The 15807-nt window shown below is 65.6% G+C and carries 18 protein-coding genes; 10 read left to right on the top strand and 8 right to left on the bottom strand.

The window, feature by feature from the left end; translation table 11 throughout:
* Window positions 1–22: 22 nt before the first annotated feature.
* From ABIB25_RS26110 to ABIB25_RS26095, 4 genes are all read left to right on the top strand, one after another.
* A complete protein-coding gene (locus ABIB25_RS26110; protein ID WP_354531453.1) occupies window positions 23–301 on the top strand; it encodes a GlsB/YeaQ/YmgE family stress response membrane protein in 279 nt (92 codons plus the stop codon).
* A gap of 149 nt (window positions 302–450) precedes the next feature.
* A complete protein-coding gene (locus ABIB25_RS26105) occupies window positions 451–1620 on the top strand; it encodes an AI-2E family transporter (RefSeq protein ID WP_354531452.1) in 1170 nt (389 codons plus the stop codon).
* 173 nt (window positions 1621–1793) lie between these two features.
* On the top strand, window positions 1794–1949 hold the full coding sequence (locus ABIB25_RS26100) for a DUF6131 family protein (RefSeq protein ID WP_354531451.1): 156 nt from the start codon (window positions 1794–1796) through the stop codon (window positions 1947–1949).
* 289 nt (window positions 1950–2238) lie between these two features.
* Window positions 2239–2490 (top strand): DUF6458 family protein, encoded by a 252-nt coding sequence (locus ABIB25_RS26095; protein WP_354531450.1) that lies wholly within the window; start codon window positions 2239–2241, stop codon window positions 2488–2490.
* 126 nt (window positions 2491–2616) lie between these two features.
* Here the strand turns inward: ABIB25_RS26095 and ABIB25_RS26090 are convergent, their stop codons facing one another.
* Window positions 2617–3879 (bottom strand): MFS transporter, encoded by a 1263-nt coding sequence (locus tag ABIB25_RS26090; protein ID WP_354531449.1) that lies wholly within the window; start codon window positions 3877–3879, stop codon window positions 2617–2619.
* A gap of 266 nt (window positions 3880–4145) precedes the next feature.
* On the opposite strand from ABIB25_RS26090, the gene ABIB25_RS26085 reads away from it, so the two are divergent.
* From ABIB25_RS26085 to ABIB25_RS26075, 3 genes are all read left to right on the top strand, one after another.
* Window positions 4146–4526 carry a DUF1622 domain-containing protein gene (locus ABIB25_RS26085; RefSeq protein ID WP_354531448.1) on the top strand — a complete coding sequence of 127 codons (381 nt, stop codon included), beginning with the start codon at window positions 4146–4148 and terminating at the stop codon, window positions 4524–4526.
* A gap of 176 nt (window positions 4527–4702) precedes the next feature.
* Window positions 4703–5767 carry a diguanylate cyclase domain-containing protein gene (locus tag ABIB25_RS26080; protein ID WP_354531447.1) on the top strand — a complete coding sequence of 355 codons (1065 nt, stop codon included), beginning with the start codon at window positions 4703–4705 and terminating at the stop codon, window positions 5765–5767.
* A 390-nt stretch (window positions 5768–6157) separates the two neighbouring features.
* Entirely contained in the window at window positions 6158–6454 is a 297-nt protein-coding gene (locus ABIB25_RS26075) for a hypothetical protein (RefSeq protein ID WP_354531446.1), read from the top strand.
* 307 nt (window positions 6455–6761) lie between these two features.
* Here the strand turns inward: ABIB25_RS26075 and ABIB25_RS26070 are convergent, their stop codons facing one another.
* The 7 genes from ABIB25_RS26070 to ABIB25_RS26040 form a co-directional block, all read right to left on the bottom strand.
* Window positions 6762–7508 (bottom strand): TetR/AcrR family transcriptional regulator C-terminal domain-containing protein, encoded by a 747-nt coding sequence (locus ABIB25_RS26070; RefSeq protein WP_354531445.1) that lies wholly within the window; start codon window positions 7506–7508, stop codon window positions 6762–6764.
* A gap of 201 nt (window positions 7509–7709) precedes the next feature.
* Complete coding sequence (locus ABIB25_RS26065) at window positions 7710–7928, bottom strand: hypothetical protein (RefSeq protein WP_354531444.1); 219 nt, start codon at window positions 7926–7928, stop codon at window positions 7710–7712.
* 55 nt (window positions 7929–7983) lie between these two features.
* Entirely contained in the window at window positions 7984–8433 is a 450-nt protein-coding gene (locus ABIB25_RS26060; protein WP_354531443.1) for a YsnF/AvaK domain-containing protein, read from the bottom strand.
* A gap of 39 nt (window positions 8434–8472) precedes the next feature.
* On the bottom strand, window positions 8473–9018 hold the full coding sequence (locus ABIB25_RS26055; RefSeq protein ID WP_354531442.1) for a hypothetical protein: 546 nt from the start codon (window positions 9016–9018) through the stop codon (window positions 8473–8475).
* A 2-nt stretch (window positions 9019–9020) separates the two neighbouring features.
* A complete protein-coding gene (locus ABIB25_RS26050) occupies window positions 9021–9911 on the bottom strand; it encodes a hypothetical protein (protein ID WP_354531441.1) in 891 nt (296 codons plus the stop codon).
* A gap of 189 nt (window positions 9912–10100) precedes the next feature.
* Window positions 10101–10892, bottom strand: a complete 792-nt coding sequence (locus tag ABIB25_RS26045) for a PRC and DUF2382 domain-containing protein (RefSeq protein ID WP_354531440.1) — start codon at window positions 10890–10892, stop codon at window positions 10101–10103.
* Between the two features lie 121 nt (window positions 10893–11013).
* Window positions 11014–11787, bottom strand: a complete 774-nt coding sequence (locus ABIB25_RS26040; protein WP_354531439.1) for a mechanosensitive ion channel family protein — start codon at window positions 11785–11787, stop codon at window positions 11014–11016.
* A gap of 345 nt (window positions 11788–12132) precedes the next feature.
* Here ABIB25_RS26040 and ABIB25_RS26035 point away from each other — a divergent pair, with 345 nt between their 5' ends.
* The 3 genes from ABIB25_RS26035 to ABIB25_RS26025 all read left to right on the top strand — a co-directional run bounded on the left by ABIB25_RS26035 (window position 12133) and on the right by ABIB25_RS26025 (window position 15662).
* Window positions 12133–12882, top strand: coding sequence for a TetR/AcrR family transcriptional regulator (locus ABIB25_RS26035; RefSeq protein ID WP_354531438.1), 750 nt, complete (start codon window positions 12133–12135; stop codon window positions 12880–12882).
* A 689-nt stretch (window positions 12883–13571) separates the two neighbouring features.
* The gene (locus ABIB25_RS26030) at window positions 13572–14075 is read left to right on the top strand and encodes a MarR family winged helix-turn-helix transcriptional regulator (protein ID WP_354531437.1); all 504 of its coding nucleotides are present in this window, start codon (window positions 13572–13574) and stop codon (window positions 14073–14075) included.
* 117 nt (window positions 14076–14192) lie between these two features.
* Window positions 14193–15662, top strand: coding sequence for a potassium/proton antiporter (locus ABIB25_RS26025; protein WP_354531436.1), 1470 nt, complete (start codon window positions 14193–14195; stop codon window positions 15660–15662).
* The last annotated feature ends 145 nt before the right edge of the window (window positions 15663–15807 follow it).

The following is a 15807-nucleotide window of genomic DNA, read 5'->3' as shown; positions in this document are numbered from 1 at the left end:
ACCACCGTCAAGGAGGAACGCCATGCTCGCATTCATCATCAGCATCATCATCGTCGGCCTGATCGCCGGCGCTCTGGCCCGACTCGTCGTCCCCGGTCGGCAACACATGTCGATCGCCATGACCATCGTCCTGGGCGTGGTCGGATCGTTCGTCGGCGGGTTCCTGGGCTATCTGATCTTCCACAAGGACGCCCAGGACGGGTTCCTGCAACCGGCCGGCATCATCGGTTCCTTCCTCGGCGCGGTCATCGTTCTGCTGCTCTGGCTCCGTCTGGGCCACCGCCGCACCGTCCGCGCCTGACCGAACGTCGGAGTCACTTCCATTGGGGGATAGCGGTACAGAGCCGGCAATGGCAAGCTCTTCACCCCGACTTCGTCGCGTTTGATCTCATAGGAAGGGGAACTCCGGTGCACCCGCAGACCCCATCGAAGCCCGCCGGTGGCAGCAGTGTGGCTGTCGTACTGGCCGAGCAGGGACACAACGATCTCGTCGGGCAACCCCACGAGCAGGCCGCCGAGGGACCCGTCGCCGAAGCCGAAGCCGTTGCCGCGGAGATCAGCACCGAGCAACAACCCATGGGCACCCCGGGTCGCCGGTTCAACCGCAAGTCCCCGTTCTTCATCGGGATGACCGCCGCCGCCGGCGTCGCCGTGACCTACGGCGTCATCTCGCTGCTGTCCCTTGCGGCCAACGTGCTGATCTTGATCGGGCTGGCATTGTTCCTGGCGATCGGGTTGGAACCCGCCGTGTCGTTCCTGGTCGTACACCGGTGGCCCCGGCCCCTTGGCGTCACCGCCATGCTGCTGCTCATCATCGGGGTCATCGGCGGTTTCACCGCCGCTGCCATCCCGGCCCTGATCACCCAAGGCCAACAACTGATCGACAACGCTCCCCACTACCTGCAACGGGCCCAGGACCACAGCAGCTTCATCGGTAAACTCAACGACCGCCTGCATCTGACCCAAAAGCTCCAGTCGCTGATCAGCTCACCCGGCTCGATCGACTTCAACGGGGTCCTGTCTGCCGGAGCCGCGGTGTTCTCGGCCATCACCGACACCGCCATCGTGCTGATCCTCACGGCCTATTTTCTGGCCGACATGCCCCGGATCCGCGCCCTGATCTACCGCATGGTGCCGCACACCCGCCGACCCCGCGTCATCCTGATGGGCGACGACATCCTGGCCAAGGTCGGAACCTACGTCCTGGGGAACCTGCTCATATCCCTCATCGCCGGTGGCCTCACCTTCGGCTGGCTGATGATCTTCTCCATCCCCTACGCCGCCCTGCTGTCGATCATGGTCGCGCTATTCGACCTCGTCCCTGTCGTCGGATCCAGCATCGCCGGCATCATCGTCGTCGCCGCCGCACTGACCATCTCACTCCCTCTTTGTCTGGCCACCATCGCGTTCTTCGTCATCTACCGCGCCGCCGAGGACTACTTCCTGGTCCCCCGCATCATCGGCCGCGCAATGAAGGTCCCCGCCCTGGTCACCATCGTCGCCGTCCTGATCGGCGGCGCCCTGCTGGGTATCATCGGGGCCCTGGTGGCGATCCCCGCGGCCGCCGCCCTGCTCCTCATCACCCGTGAAATCCTCATCCCCCGCTTGGACGAGGCCTGATACGGGCACCCACCGTTCCAGTACCCGCAGTGCCACCCCGCGGGCGCGAACACCAACCCGGCGCCTGCCGCAGCACGCAGCCGGGGCAGATCTACCGGTTGACGAACGATCGTCGTCGGCCCAAGGCGGGACCTGCAGATCGGCTGCCGGCCCGCTCAACAGGAAGGAACATCATGATCATCCTCGGAATCATCCTGCTCGTCGTCGGGTTCGTCGCCAAAATCGCGATCCTATGGACCATCGGCATCATCCTGTTGGTCGTCGGCGCGATCCTGCTGCTGCTGGGAGCAACCGGCCGGGCCGTAGGCGGCCGCAAGCACTGGTACTAAACCGCAGCTGCCGGTGAACTGAACCCAGGTGGCCGCCCGAACCCGACACCGGGCGGCCACCTGCCCACCTTCGGGCCGGTCCTGCTCGCCCTGACCGCTCTTGGCTGGGCCGGCTTCGGATTGATCTGCTTCCCCTGGTCACGTCGGGTCAAGAAAACCCGACCGGGGTGAACCCCCGCACCACAGGAGTGAAAACTACCTCCCCATCCACAAGATCGCGGCAAGCACCACTAGCGTCAAAACACTTCTTGCGGCCGGGCCGCACCACTGATCCGAAGGAGCAAGCATCATGGGTATCGGTCTGGGTGTCTTCCTGATCATCGTCGGCGCCGTGCTGGCGTTCGGTGTCAAAGCCAACCTCAACCACTTCGACCTCACCACCATCGGGTACATCCTGATGGGCGGCGGCGTCCTGGTCATCCTGCTGTCCCTGCTCATCTTCATGCCCCGCACCCGCCGCAGCCGCAGCACCGCCATCACCACCGACGCCTACGGCCGCCAAGGCGTCGTCGAACGCGACGACCGCATCAGCGGCCTGTAGGAGCCCGGGCTGATGGCTTGGGCGTACCTGGCTGGAACCCATCGAGCGGTGTCGGCGCGGCCACCTGGCTGAGCGCCACCTCGATCGCCCTTGTCCCGGCCCTGCGGACGCGGCACTTGGTTCAGGTCAGGTCTGCTCGATCCGGCGCAGCACCGACCACAGCGCGGCCAGGGCGACCACGTTGGCGGCGACGATGACCACGATGACCACGGTGATGCTGCGCTCGTACGCCAAACCCAGGACCGCCCCGGCCACGAGCAGGCCGAAGCCACGGACGAGGGCAAGCCAACCGAAAGCTGCAGCTCGCGCTGTGGATGTCACGAGTTGGGTGACGACGGCTTTGATGGTGGAGTCAAGGATGCCGTTGACGACGCCCCAGATTGCCACTCCTACCCAGATCAGCGGAGCGTGGTTGGTGAAGGCAATGGCTGCGGCCGCGGCCGCGATCGGCACGATGAGTAGCACTTTCGGACCGCGGCGGTCGTACACCCGGCCCATCAGCAAGCCGCTGACCCCATCCACGAGCATGGCCACGGCGAAAAGCACAGGGATCTGGGCCTCGGTCAGCAGCCCCTGGGTCTGCGCGTGGAAGGCCAGCAGCGGAAATGACGCGATGCCGCAGGACAAGACCGCGACAGCGGCGACGTACTGCCACAACAGCGCAGGTAGGGCCGGCCGCCACCGACTTCCGCCTGCGATCGGAGCGACCGGAGTACCGGGCGCCGACATCTCCCCGGGGGCTTTCGCCGGGAGATTCGATGTTGAACTTTCGTAGTCGGCGGGGTCAGGAACCCTGCGGCGCAACCACAACAACAAGATCAAGACCACAGCGCCGGGGATGATGAGTACGCCGAACGCCAATCGGTAGTCACCAGCGCGCCAGCCCAGCACCGCAGCCAGCAGCAGCGGTCCGAGCATCGCGCCGAACTGGTCCATCGCCTGATGGACGCCGAAGGCTGTACCCCGGCCCGTCCGGGTCGAGGCGTGGGAGAGCAGCGTGTCCTTCGCCGGCGAGCGGATGGCTTTGCCCAACCGTTCGGTGCCGTACAGCAGCAGCGCCGGTGCAAGCAGGTGCGTGAGGCCGATGAGCGGGACGCTGACCACCGTCAGGGTGTACCCGGTGATCGTCCACGCCCAGTAGTGACGGCTCCGCGTCACCAGGTAGCCAGACACCACCCGCAGGCCATAGCCGATGAACTCCCCCGCTCCCGCGGCCACACCGACCACCACCGCCGACGCCCCGAGCGTCGCCAGGTAGGGCCCGATGATGCTGCGCGCACCCTCGTACACCATGTCCGCGAACAGGCTGATCAGGCCGAAGGACACGATGAAGTGCCACGGCCGCATCCCCGGTCGGGCTGCGGAGGGACGTTCCAGCGGGTCTGCCATCCGATTCGCCCTTCTTCATCAAGAACGTAGGGGTCCGACCGTCGTAGGACTGACATTATCGCCAGGACAACGACTATCAACCCCCCGCAAAGGTGGCCACGGTGATCGCCACCTAAATGAGGGACAGGACCGTCGGATGCCACGGGGACCAGGAGGGTGAGAGTCGCCGCAACGCGCCGCGCCGATCCTTGCAGCCACGTCGAAATCAGCGGCCGCCAAGACCGTTCCACCACAAATGATCATGCTGTGTGCGGTAGACACGACAGGTGACGTTCGTCGGAGTTGTCGAAAGTGTGGGCCAGGGAATCGACGCATCAGGCGTCGCGGTCATCGTGATCGGCGGCATGGCCGCAGCAGTGGCCGCCGGACTACGCATGACTCAGCACCAATCGCAGGTTTATCAACGATTGCGTCAACAACTGGGTCGTACGATCCTGCTGGGCCTGGAATTGCTGGTGGCCGCCGACATCATCCGGACAGTGGCCGTGACCCCCACCGTGCAAAGCGTCGTGGTGCTGGCCGGCATCGTGCTCATTCGGACGTTTCTCAGCTTCTCCCTGGAACTGGAGATCACCGGACGGTGGCCGTGGTCCAAGGCGCCGGCTGCCCCGCCGGACAGTACGGCCGGCGGCCCACCGCCGCCCTGACGGTAAAACCGTCCAGGAATAACCGGCTCCCGCGTGGCCAACAGGACCGATCCGACCCGGATGCACTACGCCGGACGGGCGAATGGAGGTGTCTTCTCGCCCTGAGTGGGAAAAATCATCGTGGGAACGAGTGCAACCACCCGCTCATCGTCCTGACCGATCAGGACGGGAAATACATGAGCGTCGAAGAACTGACCTGGGCCGTCAGCGAACTTGCGGCAATGTTCAACGACCACTTCGAGGTCGATGACCTGCTGCGCCGACTGTGCGAGGTCGCCGCCACCTCGCTGCCCGACCACGGGGTCGGAGTGATGAGGATCGACACCGACGCGGCGACCCGATTCGTGCACGCCAGCGACCCACCACTGACCGGCCTGGAGCAACTGCAGGAACAACGGCAGGAAGGGCCGTCTCGGGATGCCATCGACACCGGCCAGGTCGTGGTGGCCGCCACCATCGCCCAGATGCGGTGGCCCGTCTTCCAGCAGGTTGCGCGAACCGTCGGCGTCCAGGCGGTGCTGGCCATGCCGCTGATCAGCCAAGGCCACACCTGGGGCACCCTTGACCTGTACTGGCGGACTGAACACGAACCCACCGACCAGGACCGCGCCGCCGCACAGCTATTGGCAAACGTCGCTGTCGCGTTCCTGTCGATGGCCAAGGACCGCGCCGAAACCCTTGCGGCCCACCAACTGATGGCCCACCGGGCCTTGCATGACCAGCTCACCGGACTGCCCAACCGGGAGGTCGTCGAAGAACACATCAACCACGCCCTGGCCGCCGCCGGGCGCCGAGGCGCCCTCGTCGCTGTCCTGTTCATCGACGTCGACCACTTCAAGACGATCAACGACACCTACGGGCACCGCACCGGCGACGAACTGCTGCAGATCCTCGCCAGACGCATGGAGAACGCCGTGCGGGCCGGCGACACCGTCGGCCGGCTCAGCGGCGACGAATTCCTCGTCGTCTGCAAAGACATCCCCGACGGGCAACACGCCCCCACCATGCTCACCCGGCTCGGCCAGCGGATCCGCAGTGCGATCGCACAACCCATCACCCCTGCCACCACCGACCCCCCAGTGACCCTCACCGTCACCGTCAGCATCGGCGTCGCCATCACCACCGACCGTGCCACCGCAGCGACCCTCATTCACACGGCCGACGTCGCCATGTACCGAGCCAAAGGCACCCCCGACACGGGCATAGTCATGTTGGACGCGCCGACCACCGAGTTCTCGTGACACCAAGAACCTCGGAAAGCGGCACAACGCCATCGGCCGCACGCTCGAGCGCCTCTCGCAGTGCACGAAGATCGGGGACGCCGCGGGGCGGCCCGGACTGGCTTGGGTAAACGTTCATGACTCCCAGCATCCGCACCTCGCCGGCGGGCCGATGCTGGGTAACTCCGTCAGCTCCGGCATCCTTCACCAGGCGGGCCACGAGCACCCTTCTCACGCCCAGTGGTGACACTTTGTCCAAGGACGCGTCCGGCTCCACCCTCGAAGCCGGTCACCGTGTCGCTCGGCAGACCCGCGACCCCACGCCGAGGGCGCCTGGCCCACCCCTGCGGGTGTAGCCGCCAAACGGCCGGAGTAGTTCACTGAAAACGAGCCGCCCTGCAGGGGGCCAATATGAGTACGGGAGAAACGATGATCTACACCGCTCCGGATCCGGTGGCCTCGGGCAAACAATTCGATGTACTCGCCGTGCACGGCCGGACACCACATGTTCTGGACGACTTCGTCGGAGACGCCACCTTCACCGTCCGCTCCGCAGCCGAAGACCGGCTGATCACCGGCTGCGGACACCGCGACGCAGACACCGTCAGATTCACCGAGAAGGACACTGACCACGGCGGCAAGGACGTCCGGGTCTGGTCTGTCGGGCCCGCAGCGCAGCCAGGCCAGTTCACCGCCGAAACGACCTGATCACCGCGCGTCGCCAACCACCACGTGATCACGGCGTAATCCGTGGCCGGCTCGATCCTGAGCCTTCCGGCCCACAACACGTGCTGGCGACGACAGGAAGGACAGGACTTTGTGATGAGTCAATGCGTGGTGATCGACTGTGAAGATGAAGGTGTCGTCGTCGCCCTGAGCAGCAGACCCGAAGCGCCAGCCCCAAAATCCGTCGGCCACGAGTCGCCAGTCCCATGACCTGGCCAGCACCGCGGCCAGGGAGTGCAAAGCATCGGGCGAAAGGCGAAATCGCCCGATGCGCCACGCTTTTCGCGAGTCAGGCAATACCTTGGCTTTCCAGACGGTCGAGCAGGCATTCCAAGGCCTCACCGAACTCGTCTTCGGCGTAGTCGCGGGTCAGCTCTTCAGTCACCGCACTCAGGCGCGGGTAGTCCCGGATGTTGCCTGGCTGTACGACGCCGGTCTCCATGCTCAGGTCAAGCCAAGGTGCGGGTTCCACTGCGGTGACTTCCAGCAGGAGATGCCCGAGCAAGAAACTGCAGAAGGCTCGGTAAGCGCCGACAGCGGCACGGTCGGAAAATCCGCAACGATGCAGAGTCTCCAAGAATGTCTCCAACCACCGCAGGCTCCGCAACGGCGGTTGCAGCCACGGTATCGCCAGCGGCCGGGTGGCCAGTAGCGGGAAAACGTGAGGGTGGCGCAGAGCGATCCGGCGGACGCCGTAGGCGACGCGTTGCAAGTACTCCTGCCATTCCCCGGTGGCGGGTTGGACTTCGGGGTCGGCGTGCAACTCACCGACAATCGATTCCGCGATCGCGTCCAGAAGGTCCCCCCTGGTGCGGAACAGACGACGCAGGGTGGTCACCGGAACGCCGAGTTGGTCAGCCAGTTTGCGTCCGGTGAATCCCCGCAGGCCCCATTGATCGATGAGGTCGACGGCAGCCCGCACGACGTCGGCCCGGTCGGGTCCTGCTGACCCCTGGTGGTACGGGACGCTCGGTGCCGCCTCGACGGTGGGCGGCTGCGGCGCGGTCGCTACGACTGGTGCGATCGGGTTGGCCACAGCTTCTCCTCAGCGACTCGGCCGCGGGCACGCCGAAACCGATGGTGTCCCGACTGTGCCACGACGTCATCAAGCTCCTGCACGGGCTCTGACGCCTTCAGCTCTCAACGAATTCCCCCGGATTTATCCAGTGAAACTACGGTGCGATCGGTGAGGCCGAACGTGGCGTCAGGGCCGAGGTGGAAACGGCCGCTGCGGTACTCAGAGCAGTTTGCCGATGATGCCGCCCAGACCGCCGCCGGACCCGCCGCCGGTGAACTTCGCGATCAGCTCGGCCGGGTTGACCCCGAACTTGGACAGCAGTCCGGCGTGCTGGTCGGTGTCGACCTGGTCGGGCAGTTCCTGGGCCGCTTGGTCAGCCTGTTCGTGCTGTCCGTTGCCGCGGAGGAACTGCAGGATGGTGTCTTTGTCGATATTCATGTCAGGAATCCTTTGTGATGGGGGATGGAGTGTTGGAACGCGAGATGCCCCGGGGTCAGGCCCGGGGCGGGAGATCATCGGCCAGTTCTTGCATGTCGATCTGTTCCTTGCGGACCTGGTCGGTGATTGTTGTTGGTTCGGTGACCGGGTAGACCTCGAGGCGGACCCGTTCAACCGGAACGGTCCTCTTGGTGACGACGACTTCTTCTCGGCTCAGGTACAGCCACCGGGCGGTGTTCTTCTGCTCGGTGCGGTCCGGGTGACGCGGCTCGGCTCCTGCTTCTGCGACCGGGTCGTGGACGAGGCGGAACTCCTCGTGGCTGACCTGGACGGTGATGGTCTTGGTCTCGGTCACCACGAACTTTTCCAGCCGCGCGTATCCGGCCACGACGCGTTCGGTGGCAACGTGCAGCTGCTCTTCCGAACGGATCAGGTAGTCCCGATCGGACCCGACCGCGGCGGCCGGAAGGCTGTCGCGGAACCCGGCAGTGGGGAGATCGGTCATGGGCGCGGTCCTTCGTCAGGCGTGATGGGGTGTAGTCGGTCAGCTGCGGGAGAGCAGGCCCTCGAGGACCTGGCTCGGACGCTGCTGCTCGCCCTGGGCGGCGCCCAGCACGATGATGATTGCGGTGACCGCGGGGGTGACCCACTGGGCGATCCGCAGCTGCTGCTGCGCCGAGGCGACCTTTTCCGGGGTGGTGGCGGATGGGATGACAGCACCCTTTGCGTCGAACTGGCCACCCTCTGCGACGATCTTTCCCTTCCACCCGGAGAAGGCGGTGCTGGCCAGGGCGACCCCGGTCAGTGCGGCCTTGACGGCGGTGTTGGCGGCCACACCGTCCTGCTGGGCCAGGCGGCCCCGGTTGGCCAGGATCAGACCTATCCCGCCGATGGCGTGCATCCCGATGGCGGCAGCGTTCACCGGGGCCCAGCGGGCCCAGCCGGCGGACGCGGTCGCGCCGCGGTCCTTGCTGTCCTTGACCTGGTTGGCGGCGCCGTTGAGTCCGATGGCGCCCATCAGGCCGCCGCCGCACCACACGGCCAGGCCGACGTCGTGCATGCTGCGGATCACGGTGTTGCGTGTGGTCATCTCTAGAGCTCCTGAACTGTTGGTGCGTGGGCGATTTCATTCGATTTGCGACTGGGTCCGAGGCCGGCTTTGTCGACCTTGCGGTGAAAGTGCATGCCGGCCAGGCCACCGAGCAGGGCGGCGCCGAGGGTGACGATGATGATGGCGGCGATGGCGATGATGGTGGCGGTGGTGACGCTGCCCTCGTCGACCGGGATCCGCGGCAGGTTCAGGTTGGTCAGGATGTTGTACTTGCTGCCGGCGACCTTGACCAGGACGAAGACGAGGATCGCGAAGACAATTCCCCACAGCCACACGGTCAGGCCCTGCTTGACCCCGTTGAACCGCGCCATCCGGGCGGCCACGTACCCGCCGCAGTAGTAGGCGACGAACAGCACCACCAGCAGCAGGATCGCGCCGACCAGGCCGACGGTCTTGGCGGTACCGGTGCCGGCGGCAGCCTGGTTCGTGATGTCGGTGGTGGTGGTCTTGCTGGTCAGACTGAGCACCACACCGGCCGCGGTGAGCAGGCTGGTCAGGAGGACGGCGATGCCGGCCGCGGCGACCCAGCCGAAGAACGCCGAGCCGACCTTGATCCCGCCGAACTGTTCCTTCTCCCGCGCGATGACCGCGTGCCGGTCGATTCCCAGATCGGTTGAGGCCTGCTCGTAGGACCTCGCCGGGGCCGCGACATCGGCCTGCTCGACCACGGTCTCGCGCACGGGCATCGCCCTCGCCTGATCCCCGGTCGAGGCGGGGGCGTAGCTGCCCTCGCCTTCGGGGGCGTAGCGGTCGACGACCGGCGCGGGATCATCGAGGACGGCGCGGTCGGACCCGTTGTCGGATGCGGCGTCGAAGCTGTACCGCTCCATGGCCTGCTCGTCGCGGCGCGATGGGTTGGTCGGTGTGCTCATCAGAAGGCTCCTGGAAAGGGTGGGCTCACGGCTGGTGCCCTTGCGGGTGACAGCCCGGCCAGAGGGTGCCAGACAGTTGTCGGGGGTGCGGGGTGGACGCTTGTTGTCATCCACCCCGCCCCTGCCCGACTACCTCTGAGCCCCAGCGGGTCTCAGAGGTAGAGAGGTATTGCGGGTTGCTGCGGGTGGTTACTGCTGGCCGCCGGCCTGGGCCGGAACGGTGCCGTCTGCGGTGGTGACGCCGGTGGTCTCGATCTGCTCCTTGCGGACTTCCTCGTTGACCGCCTGCTGATCGGTGACCGTTTCGGTGGCCAGACGGACCTTCTCGACCCCCACGACCTGCTTGTCCACGTGCACCTGGTCCTCCATCAGGGTGACCTCGACGGCATCCTCGCCGATGGTGGCTCCGTCGACCGAGTCGCCGGCTTGCAGCGGCTCCCGGATGACGCGGACCTCGTCGTGCGAGACCGGGACGTTCACCGTCTGCTGCTCGGTGACGACGTACTTGCGGATACCGGCGCGGCCGGCCTCGACCTTCTCGGTGCCGACGTGCAGTTGCTCCTCCGAGCGGGTCAGGTAACCCGAGTCGTTTCCTGAAGCGACGGGCTGCGCCGCGGCCTGGCTGTTCTGGTAGTCGGTCTCGCTGCCCCGGTCGTAGCTGCTGCCGGCGCCCAGATGCTGCTGGTAGTAGCGGAACAGGGCGTCGGACTCGTCGTTGTCCAGGTGGTCGGTATCGGTGACCGACGGAGAGTCCTTGACGACGTCCTTCCCGTAGGGCAGCGCCAGGTCATCGCCGCTGAACGACGACCCGTGCAGGGGAGCGAACCGGTCCTTGCCGAACAGGCCGGTCTTGATGGTGATCCAGTCCGGCGCGCCGGTGGTGTCGTTGATGTAGACCTGCTCGACCGTGCCGATCTTGTCACCGGCGGTGTCGACGACGGTCTTGCCGGCGTAAGCCTCGGGTCCTTGTGCGTTGGTCATCTGCTGACTACTTCCTTCTGCAGAGGTGGTGCGGGTACCTGCCAGCCGGTCGGCTGCAGGATGGTGCGGGATGGAGGGCGGTGATGGTTGGTGCAGAACGGGTCTCGCGGCCCGCGGGTGGTCAGCGGTGGCTGGCGTGCGAGCCGGGGCGACCATCGGAGGAGTTCGCGGCCTGCTTGACCTGGTTGGCGGCCTGGTGCGCCTGATCCCTCACGCTGGGTGCGTTGGCGGCGTGCTGCTTGATCTTCGGGGCTTCCTCTTCGGCTTTGGTCAGGTACTGCTCCCACCGGGCCTGCATCGGCTTGATCAGCCCGCCGCCGGCGCCGACGATGATGACGCCGCCGATGATGGCAAGGATGGTGATCAGCACGGGTGTGGTGACCGTGGTGGCCACGCCGATCTGGTTCAGCGCGGCGACGACGCCCAGGAACAGGATGAAGATGGACGCGATGTTGGCCAGCGTCCTGCCGTAGGACAGACCACCCAGGGTGCCCTGGATCAGCGTCTTCACCCCGGCGGCGATTGCGGCGGCCACGATGACGATGATGATCGCCACCAACAGAGCGGGGATGAAGGCGATGATCTTGTAGATCAGGTCGCTGATCGGGTTCGGGCCGAATACCCCGAACGCGAGCTGGAGCACGAACAGCACCAGCGCGTAGTAGATGATCTTGCCGATGATGTCGGAGGCATCATATTCGCTCTTCGCGAGCGCCTTCTTGATGCCGCCACGCTCCACGGCCTTGTCGAAGCCGACCCTTTCCAGAATCTTGGCGACGACCTTGGCGATGGCCTTGGCGATCAGCAGCCCGATGATCAGAATCAGCAGGAACGCCAACAGCTTCGGCACGAAAGTGATGACCGACGTCAGGCCGGCCTTCAGTGAATCGGACACAGCAGTACTCCCAGGGGTAGGGAAGGAATGGAGCGGCCCCCCCGGCGGAGGGTGCGCGTTTACGAGGTAAACGAGACCATACAAATCTGAGATTTACAAGGTAAACGCCGAATCTCGGCGAAACTTGCGCTCTGTGCAAAGCGGCTACGCAACGTTACCGCGGTCCTGGCGACCGAGGGTCTGCCTCCCGGGTCGACTCGACTGAACGAGCAGTGCCCTGTACATCCTGCGCCCAAGCGTTTACGTTGTAAATAGTCGTAACGGTGCCGGCGGTCGGGGTCAGGCCCCTATCGTGCAGAATCGAGTTCTGCCGTCGACGACGATCCCCGGGAATGAGTGTGTCGCGTGAACGCCAAGGTCGATCCGGACAGCCCCCGCGGTCGCGGCAGTGCCGCCGCCGTGCTGCCGGCTGCCGAGCCCGGCGCAGGTGCCGGGCCGGGCAACCTGGACCGACGCACCATCCTCGGAGGAGCCATCTCCATGGTCGACCGGGACGGTCTGCGCGCGTTGACCATGCGCAAACTGGGCAGCTACCTCGGCGTCGAGGGCATGGCGCTCTACCGCTACGTACCAGGTCGGGACGCTCTGCTGGACGGCATGGTCGAGGTCGTCATCGACGAACTATACGGCGACCCCGACGTGCTGCTGTCCTCCGTCGACTGGGCGGACTACCTCCGGCGCCTCGCCCACGGCATCCGGCGGATCGCACTGGCCCACCCCCAGCTGTTCCCGCTGATCGCCACCCGACCACCCGCCGCGCCGTGGGTACGACCACCGCTGCGCAGCCTGCGCTGGATGGAATCGTTCCTGCAGAACTTCCGGGACTGCGGCTTCACCGACCGCGCCGCTGTCGCGGCCTACCAGGCGTTCTCCAGCTTCCTGCTCGGACACCTGCTGCTCGAGGTCTCCGCCCAGGGCGCCGACATCGGGCCGATGGACGAACCCGATCCGGGTACGCCCCAGGCCAGCGACCTGGACGGTTACCCTCTGTTGAAGCACCTCAAACCACTATTATCCGAGAACAGGTCCGCGGAGGTTTTCGAAAGTTCGCTGGAGCTGCTGGTGACGCACCTGGAAACACTCGGGAAGAACTGATAGGCCGTGCTGACATCGGCCTGCGTCCCGACGGCGACCTGACCGCGGGCGATCCGTTCCTGCATCGGCCTTGTCGACCTCGTCGGGTCCTCGTCCTTCGGTGACCTGACTCATTGATCTCTCCTCAAGGTGGACGGACGCCCGCATGTGAGCCGGCCAGTTCGGTGTCGCGCGAAACACCACACCCTGCAGATGGGCGGAGCCGGACCGGCTGACAGACAGACGGATTCGCCTTCCGCTCGATCGGGGGTAGACACACTTTCGTCCGCACGGCAGAAGATCTCGTTCGATGCAGGACCCGACACCGATCCGACACACCGTCCCCAAGGTGTCAGCTGCGGGTTGGTTCATCACCGGGGTGCGAGCGGCGGAGTGCGACCCGTGCGTCCAGAATCCGACTGTTCTACATCGCCAACGGGATTCCCGGCAGGGCGCTGGCCTGTAGGTTGACATGGCAGGCATGGTTCGCAACGGTACGGACGAGCGGCCCGGTTCCCCCAGCACGAGGCTCCCCCGTGATCACGACCAGAGGGCGACCTGACGCAGATCCCGGCGCACCCCGCCGAGATCGGATGGCCGTCCGTTCCTGTCGGCGACGGCCGCTGACCTGGCGTCGGGTGCTCGGTTCCCATTCATGCATCATGCAATGATGGAGACATCGTCTGCGCTGGGCGGGGAAGAAGGATGCGGTGAAATCCAAAGGGCGGTCCCCGGACGCTGACCCCATTCTGCGGCCGGACGATTTTGTGAACGCCCTGCTGGTTGCCTCCCGGGTACTGGTCGGCGTATCCGCTCGGTCATTGACCGTGGTCGAAGACACCATCACCCTCCCGCAGTTCCGCACCCTGGTCATTCTCGAGGGTCACGGCGAAATCAATCTCAATCGGCTCGCCGAGCTGTTGGCGGTCAACTCGTCCACCGCGATGCGCATGATCGACCGCCTGTTGATCTCAAACCTGGTCACCCGCCGGGAGAACCCGACCAACCGTCGCGAGGTGCTCTTGGCACTCTCAGGCCGCGGGTCGACTGTCGTCAAGAAGGTGACGACCCGGCGGCGCAAGGACATCGCCCGGATCGTGCAGGCAATGCCGGAAGATCAACGGTCGGACTTGATCGCAGCACTCCGCAGCTTCGCCGACGCCGCCGACGAACCGCCGGTCCACTTCGACGAGACCGCCGCACCCATGTGGTGAAGTCCTTCGTCGGCCGTTCGCTTCGGCGGCACCAGACTCGGATAGTCCTCCACACCACCACCGCCTCGTCACAGCGAGGACGGCATCAGACGGCAAGGCCGACCAGAAAGCCCCGACGTGACCGATGTGAAGAGTTTTGCCATCCTGGTTCTGGTGGTAGCGGCCATCGGTCTGCTCGCCGTTCTGTCGAACCGGCTGAGCGAACGTGTGCACCTACCTGCCCCGGCCCTCTTCCTTGCCGTTGCCGCCGTGACCGAGAAACTGGTCAGCGTCTTGCCCGCCCCGCCGGAGCAGCTGGTGGAACGAGTGGTCACCGTTGCGTTGTTGTGCATCCTGTTTGACGGCGGACTACACCTCGGTTGGCGACGATTCCGATCCGCAGCGACGCCGATCACCGCCATCGGAATCGTCGGCACCTTCCTGACCGCAGGCGCGGCAGCCGCTCTGTGCCACTACGCCTTCGGCCTCAACTGGTATCTGTCGCTGCTACTGGGCACCGCCGTGTCACCCACGGATCCAGCGGTGGTGTTCTCTGTCCTGGGTCGCCGGGAAATCGCCGGACGAAGCGGCGCAATCCTCGAAGGCGAATCGGGAGCGAACGACCCCGTCGGCATCGCCCTGATGGCCAGTCTGATCACGGCCGGCGGCGTCAGCAGCTCCGGGTTCCTGCACGTGGCCGGCGAGTTCCTCCTGCAGATGGGAGTGGGCGGCGCAGTCGGAGTGGTCGGTGGCCGCGCTCTGCTGTGGTTCATCAGGCGAGTGCCACTTCCGGCGGAAGGCCTCTATCCCTTGCGCACGCTGGCCAGTGCGTTCGTCCTCTATGGGATTGCCACCCTGGCGCTGGGTTCCGGCTTTCTTGCGGTCTTCGTCGCCGGCATCATCCTGGGCGATGCCCGTGCCCCATTCAAGCTCGAGATCGAACGCTTCCACTCCGCCCTCGCCAGCCTGGCCGAGATCGTCGCATTCATCATCCTGGGGTTGACAGTCGACCTTGACGAACTCGGGCACGCCGATGTCTGGATCCCCGGACTCGTGCTGGGTGCCGCAGTCTCCATCGTCATCCGGCCCGTACTGGTCGGCCTCTGCCTGTGGCCCACAAAACTCGAGCGGAACGAAAGGACGTTCATCCTGTTCGCCGGGCTCAAGGGCGCTGTCCCAATCCTCCTGGCCAGCTACCTGCTGGCAGCCGGGATCCAGCAGGGTCAACGGCTCTACGGAATCGTGGTGGTAGTCGTGGCGTTCTCCGTGATCTTCCAAGCCGGTCTCGTCCCGACCGTTGCGCGCCTGCTCAGACTGCCGATGCACACGATCGAGGTCGAGCCGTGGGCGTTAGGGGTCCGCCTCCCCGACGAGCCAGAAGGTGTCGACCGGTTCACCATCTGCCCCGGCTCACCTGCGGACGGACGTACAGTGGAACAGCTGTCCGAGCTTCCCGGTGAGGTCTGGGTCAGCTTCGTCATCCGCGACCGCGAACTACTCCACGTCCGACCTGGCACCCGACTGCAGGCCGGTGACGACATCCTGGTCCAGACCGAACCCGCAAACCACCCGAAGCTGGTCGCCATGTTCGAGACCCCCGGGCCCTGAACCGACATCAGTATTGGATGAGCCCGTCGCACTTCGGCCACTTCAGGTACGGGCAGCCGCCGAGGTTCGACTTGTGGTTCTGCAGTGCCGCGAGCACCTTCGGATCCTGCGCATTCATCCAGTCGACGAGGTCACGGAACGGGAC

Source organism: Nakamurella sp. UYEF19 (assembly GCF_040546275.1).
Lineage (GTDB): Bacteria > Actinomycetota > Actinomycetes > Mycobacteriales > Nakamurellaceae > Nakamurella.
Note: the sequence above shows the minus strand (reverse complement) of the source record. Positions and strands in the feature narration are given on the sequence as shown.

Excerpts from the sequence above, each read along its gene's own strand:
- ABIB25_RS26050 (WP_354531441.1), bottom strand. The coding sequence starts at position 9,911 with ATGAGCACACCGACCAACCCATCGCGCCGCGACGAGCAGGCCATGGAG.
- ABIB25_RS26060 (WP_354531443.1), bottom strand. The coding sequence starts at position 8,433 with ATGACCGATCTCCCCACTGCCGGGTTCCGCGACAGCCTTCCGGCCGCC.
- ABIB25_RS26045 (WP_354531440.1), bottom strand. The coding sequence starts at position 10,892 with ATGACCAACGCACAAGGACCCGAGGCTTACGCCGGCAAGACCGTCGTC.
- ABIB25_RS26110 (WP_354531453.1), top strand. The coding sequence starts at position 23 with ATGCTCGCATTCATCATCAGCATCATCATCGTCGGCCTGATCGCCGGC.
- ABIB25_RS26100 (WP_354531451.1), top strand. The coding sequence starts at position 1,794 with ATGATCATCCTCGGAATCATCCTGCTCGTCGTCGGGTTCGTCGCCAAA.
- ABIB25_RS26075 (WP_354531446.1), top strand. The coding sequence starts at position 6,158 with ATGAGTACGGGAGAAACGATGATCTACACCGCTCCGGATCCGGTGGCC.
- ABIB25_RS26065 (WP_354531444.1), bottom strand. The coding sequence starts at position 7,928 with ATGAATATCGACAAAGACACCATCCTGCAGTTCCTCCGCGGCAACGGA.
- ABIB25_RS26090 (WP_354531449.1), bottom strand. The coding sequence starts at position 3,879 with ATGGCAGACCCGCTGGAACGTCCCTCCGCAGCCCGACCGGGGATGCGG.
- ABIB25_RS26095 (WP_354531450.1), top strand. The coding sequence starts at position 2,239 with ATGGGTATCGGTCTGGGTGTCTTCCTGATCATCGTCGGCGCCGTGCTG.
- ABIB25_RS26055 (WP_354531442.1), bottom strand. The coding sequence starts at position 9,018 with ATGACCACACGCAACACCGTGATCCGCAGCATGCACGACGTCGGCCTG.
- ABIB25_RS26080 (WP_354531447.1), top strand. The coding sequence starts at position 4,703 with ATGAGCGTCGAAGAACTGACCTGGGCCGTCAGCGAACTTGCGGCAATG.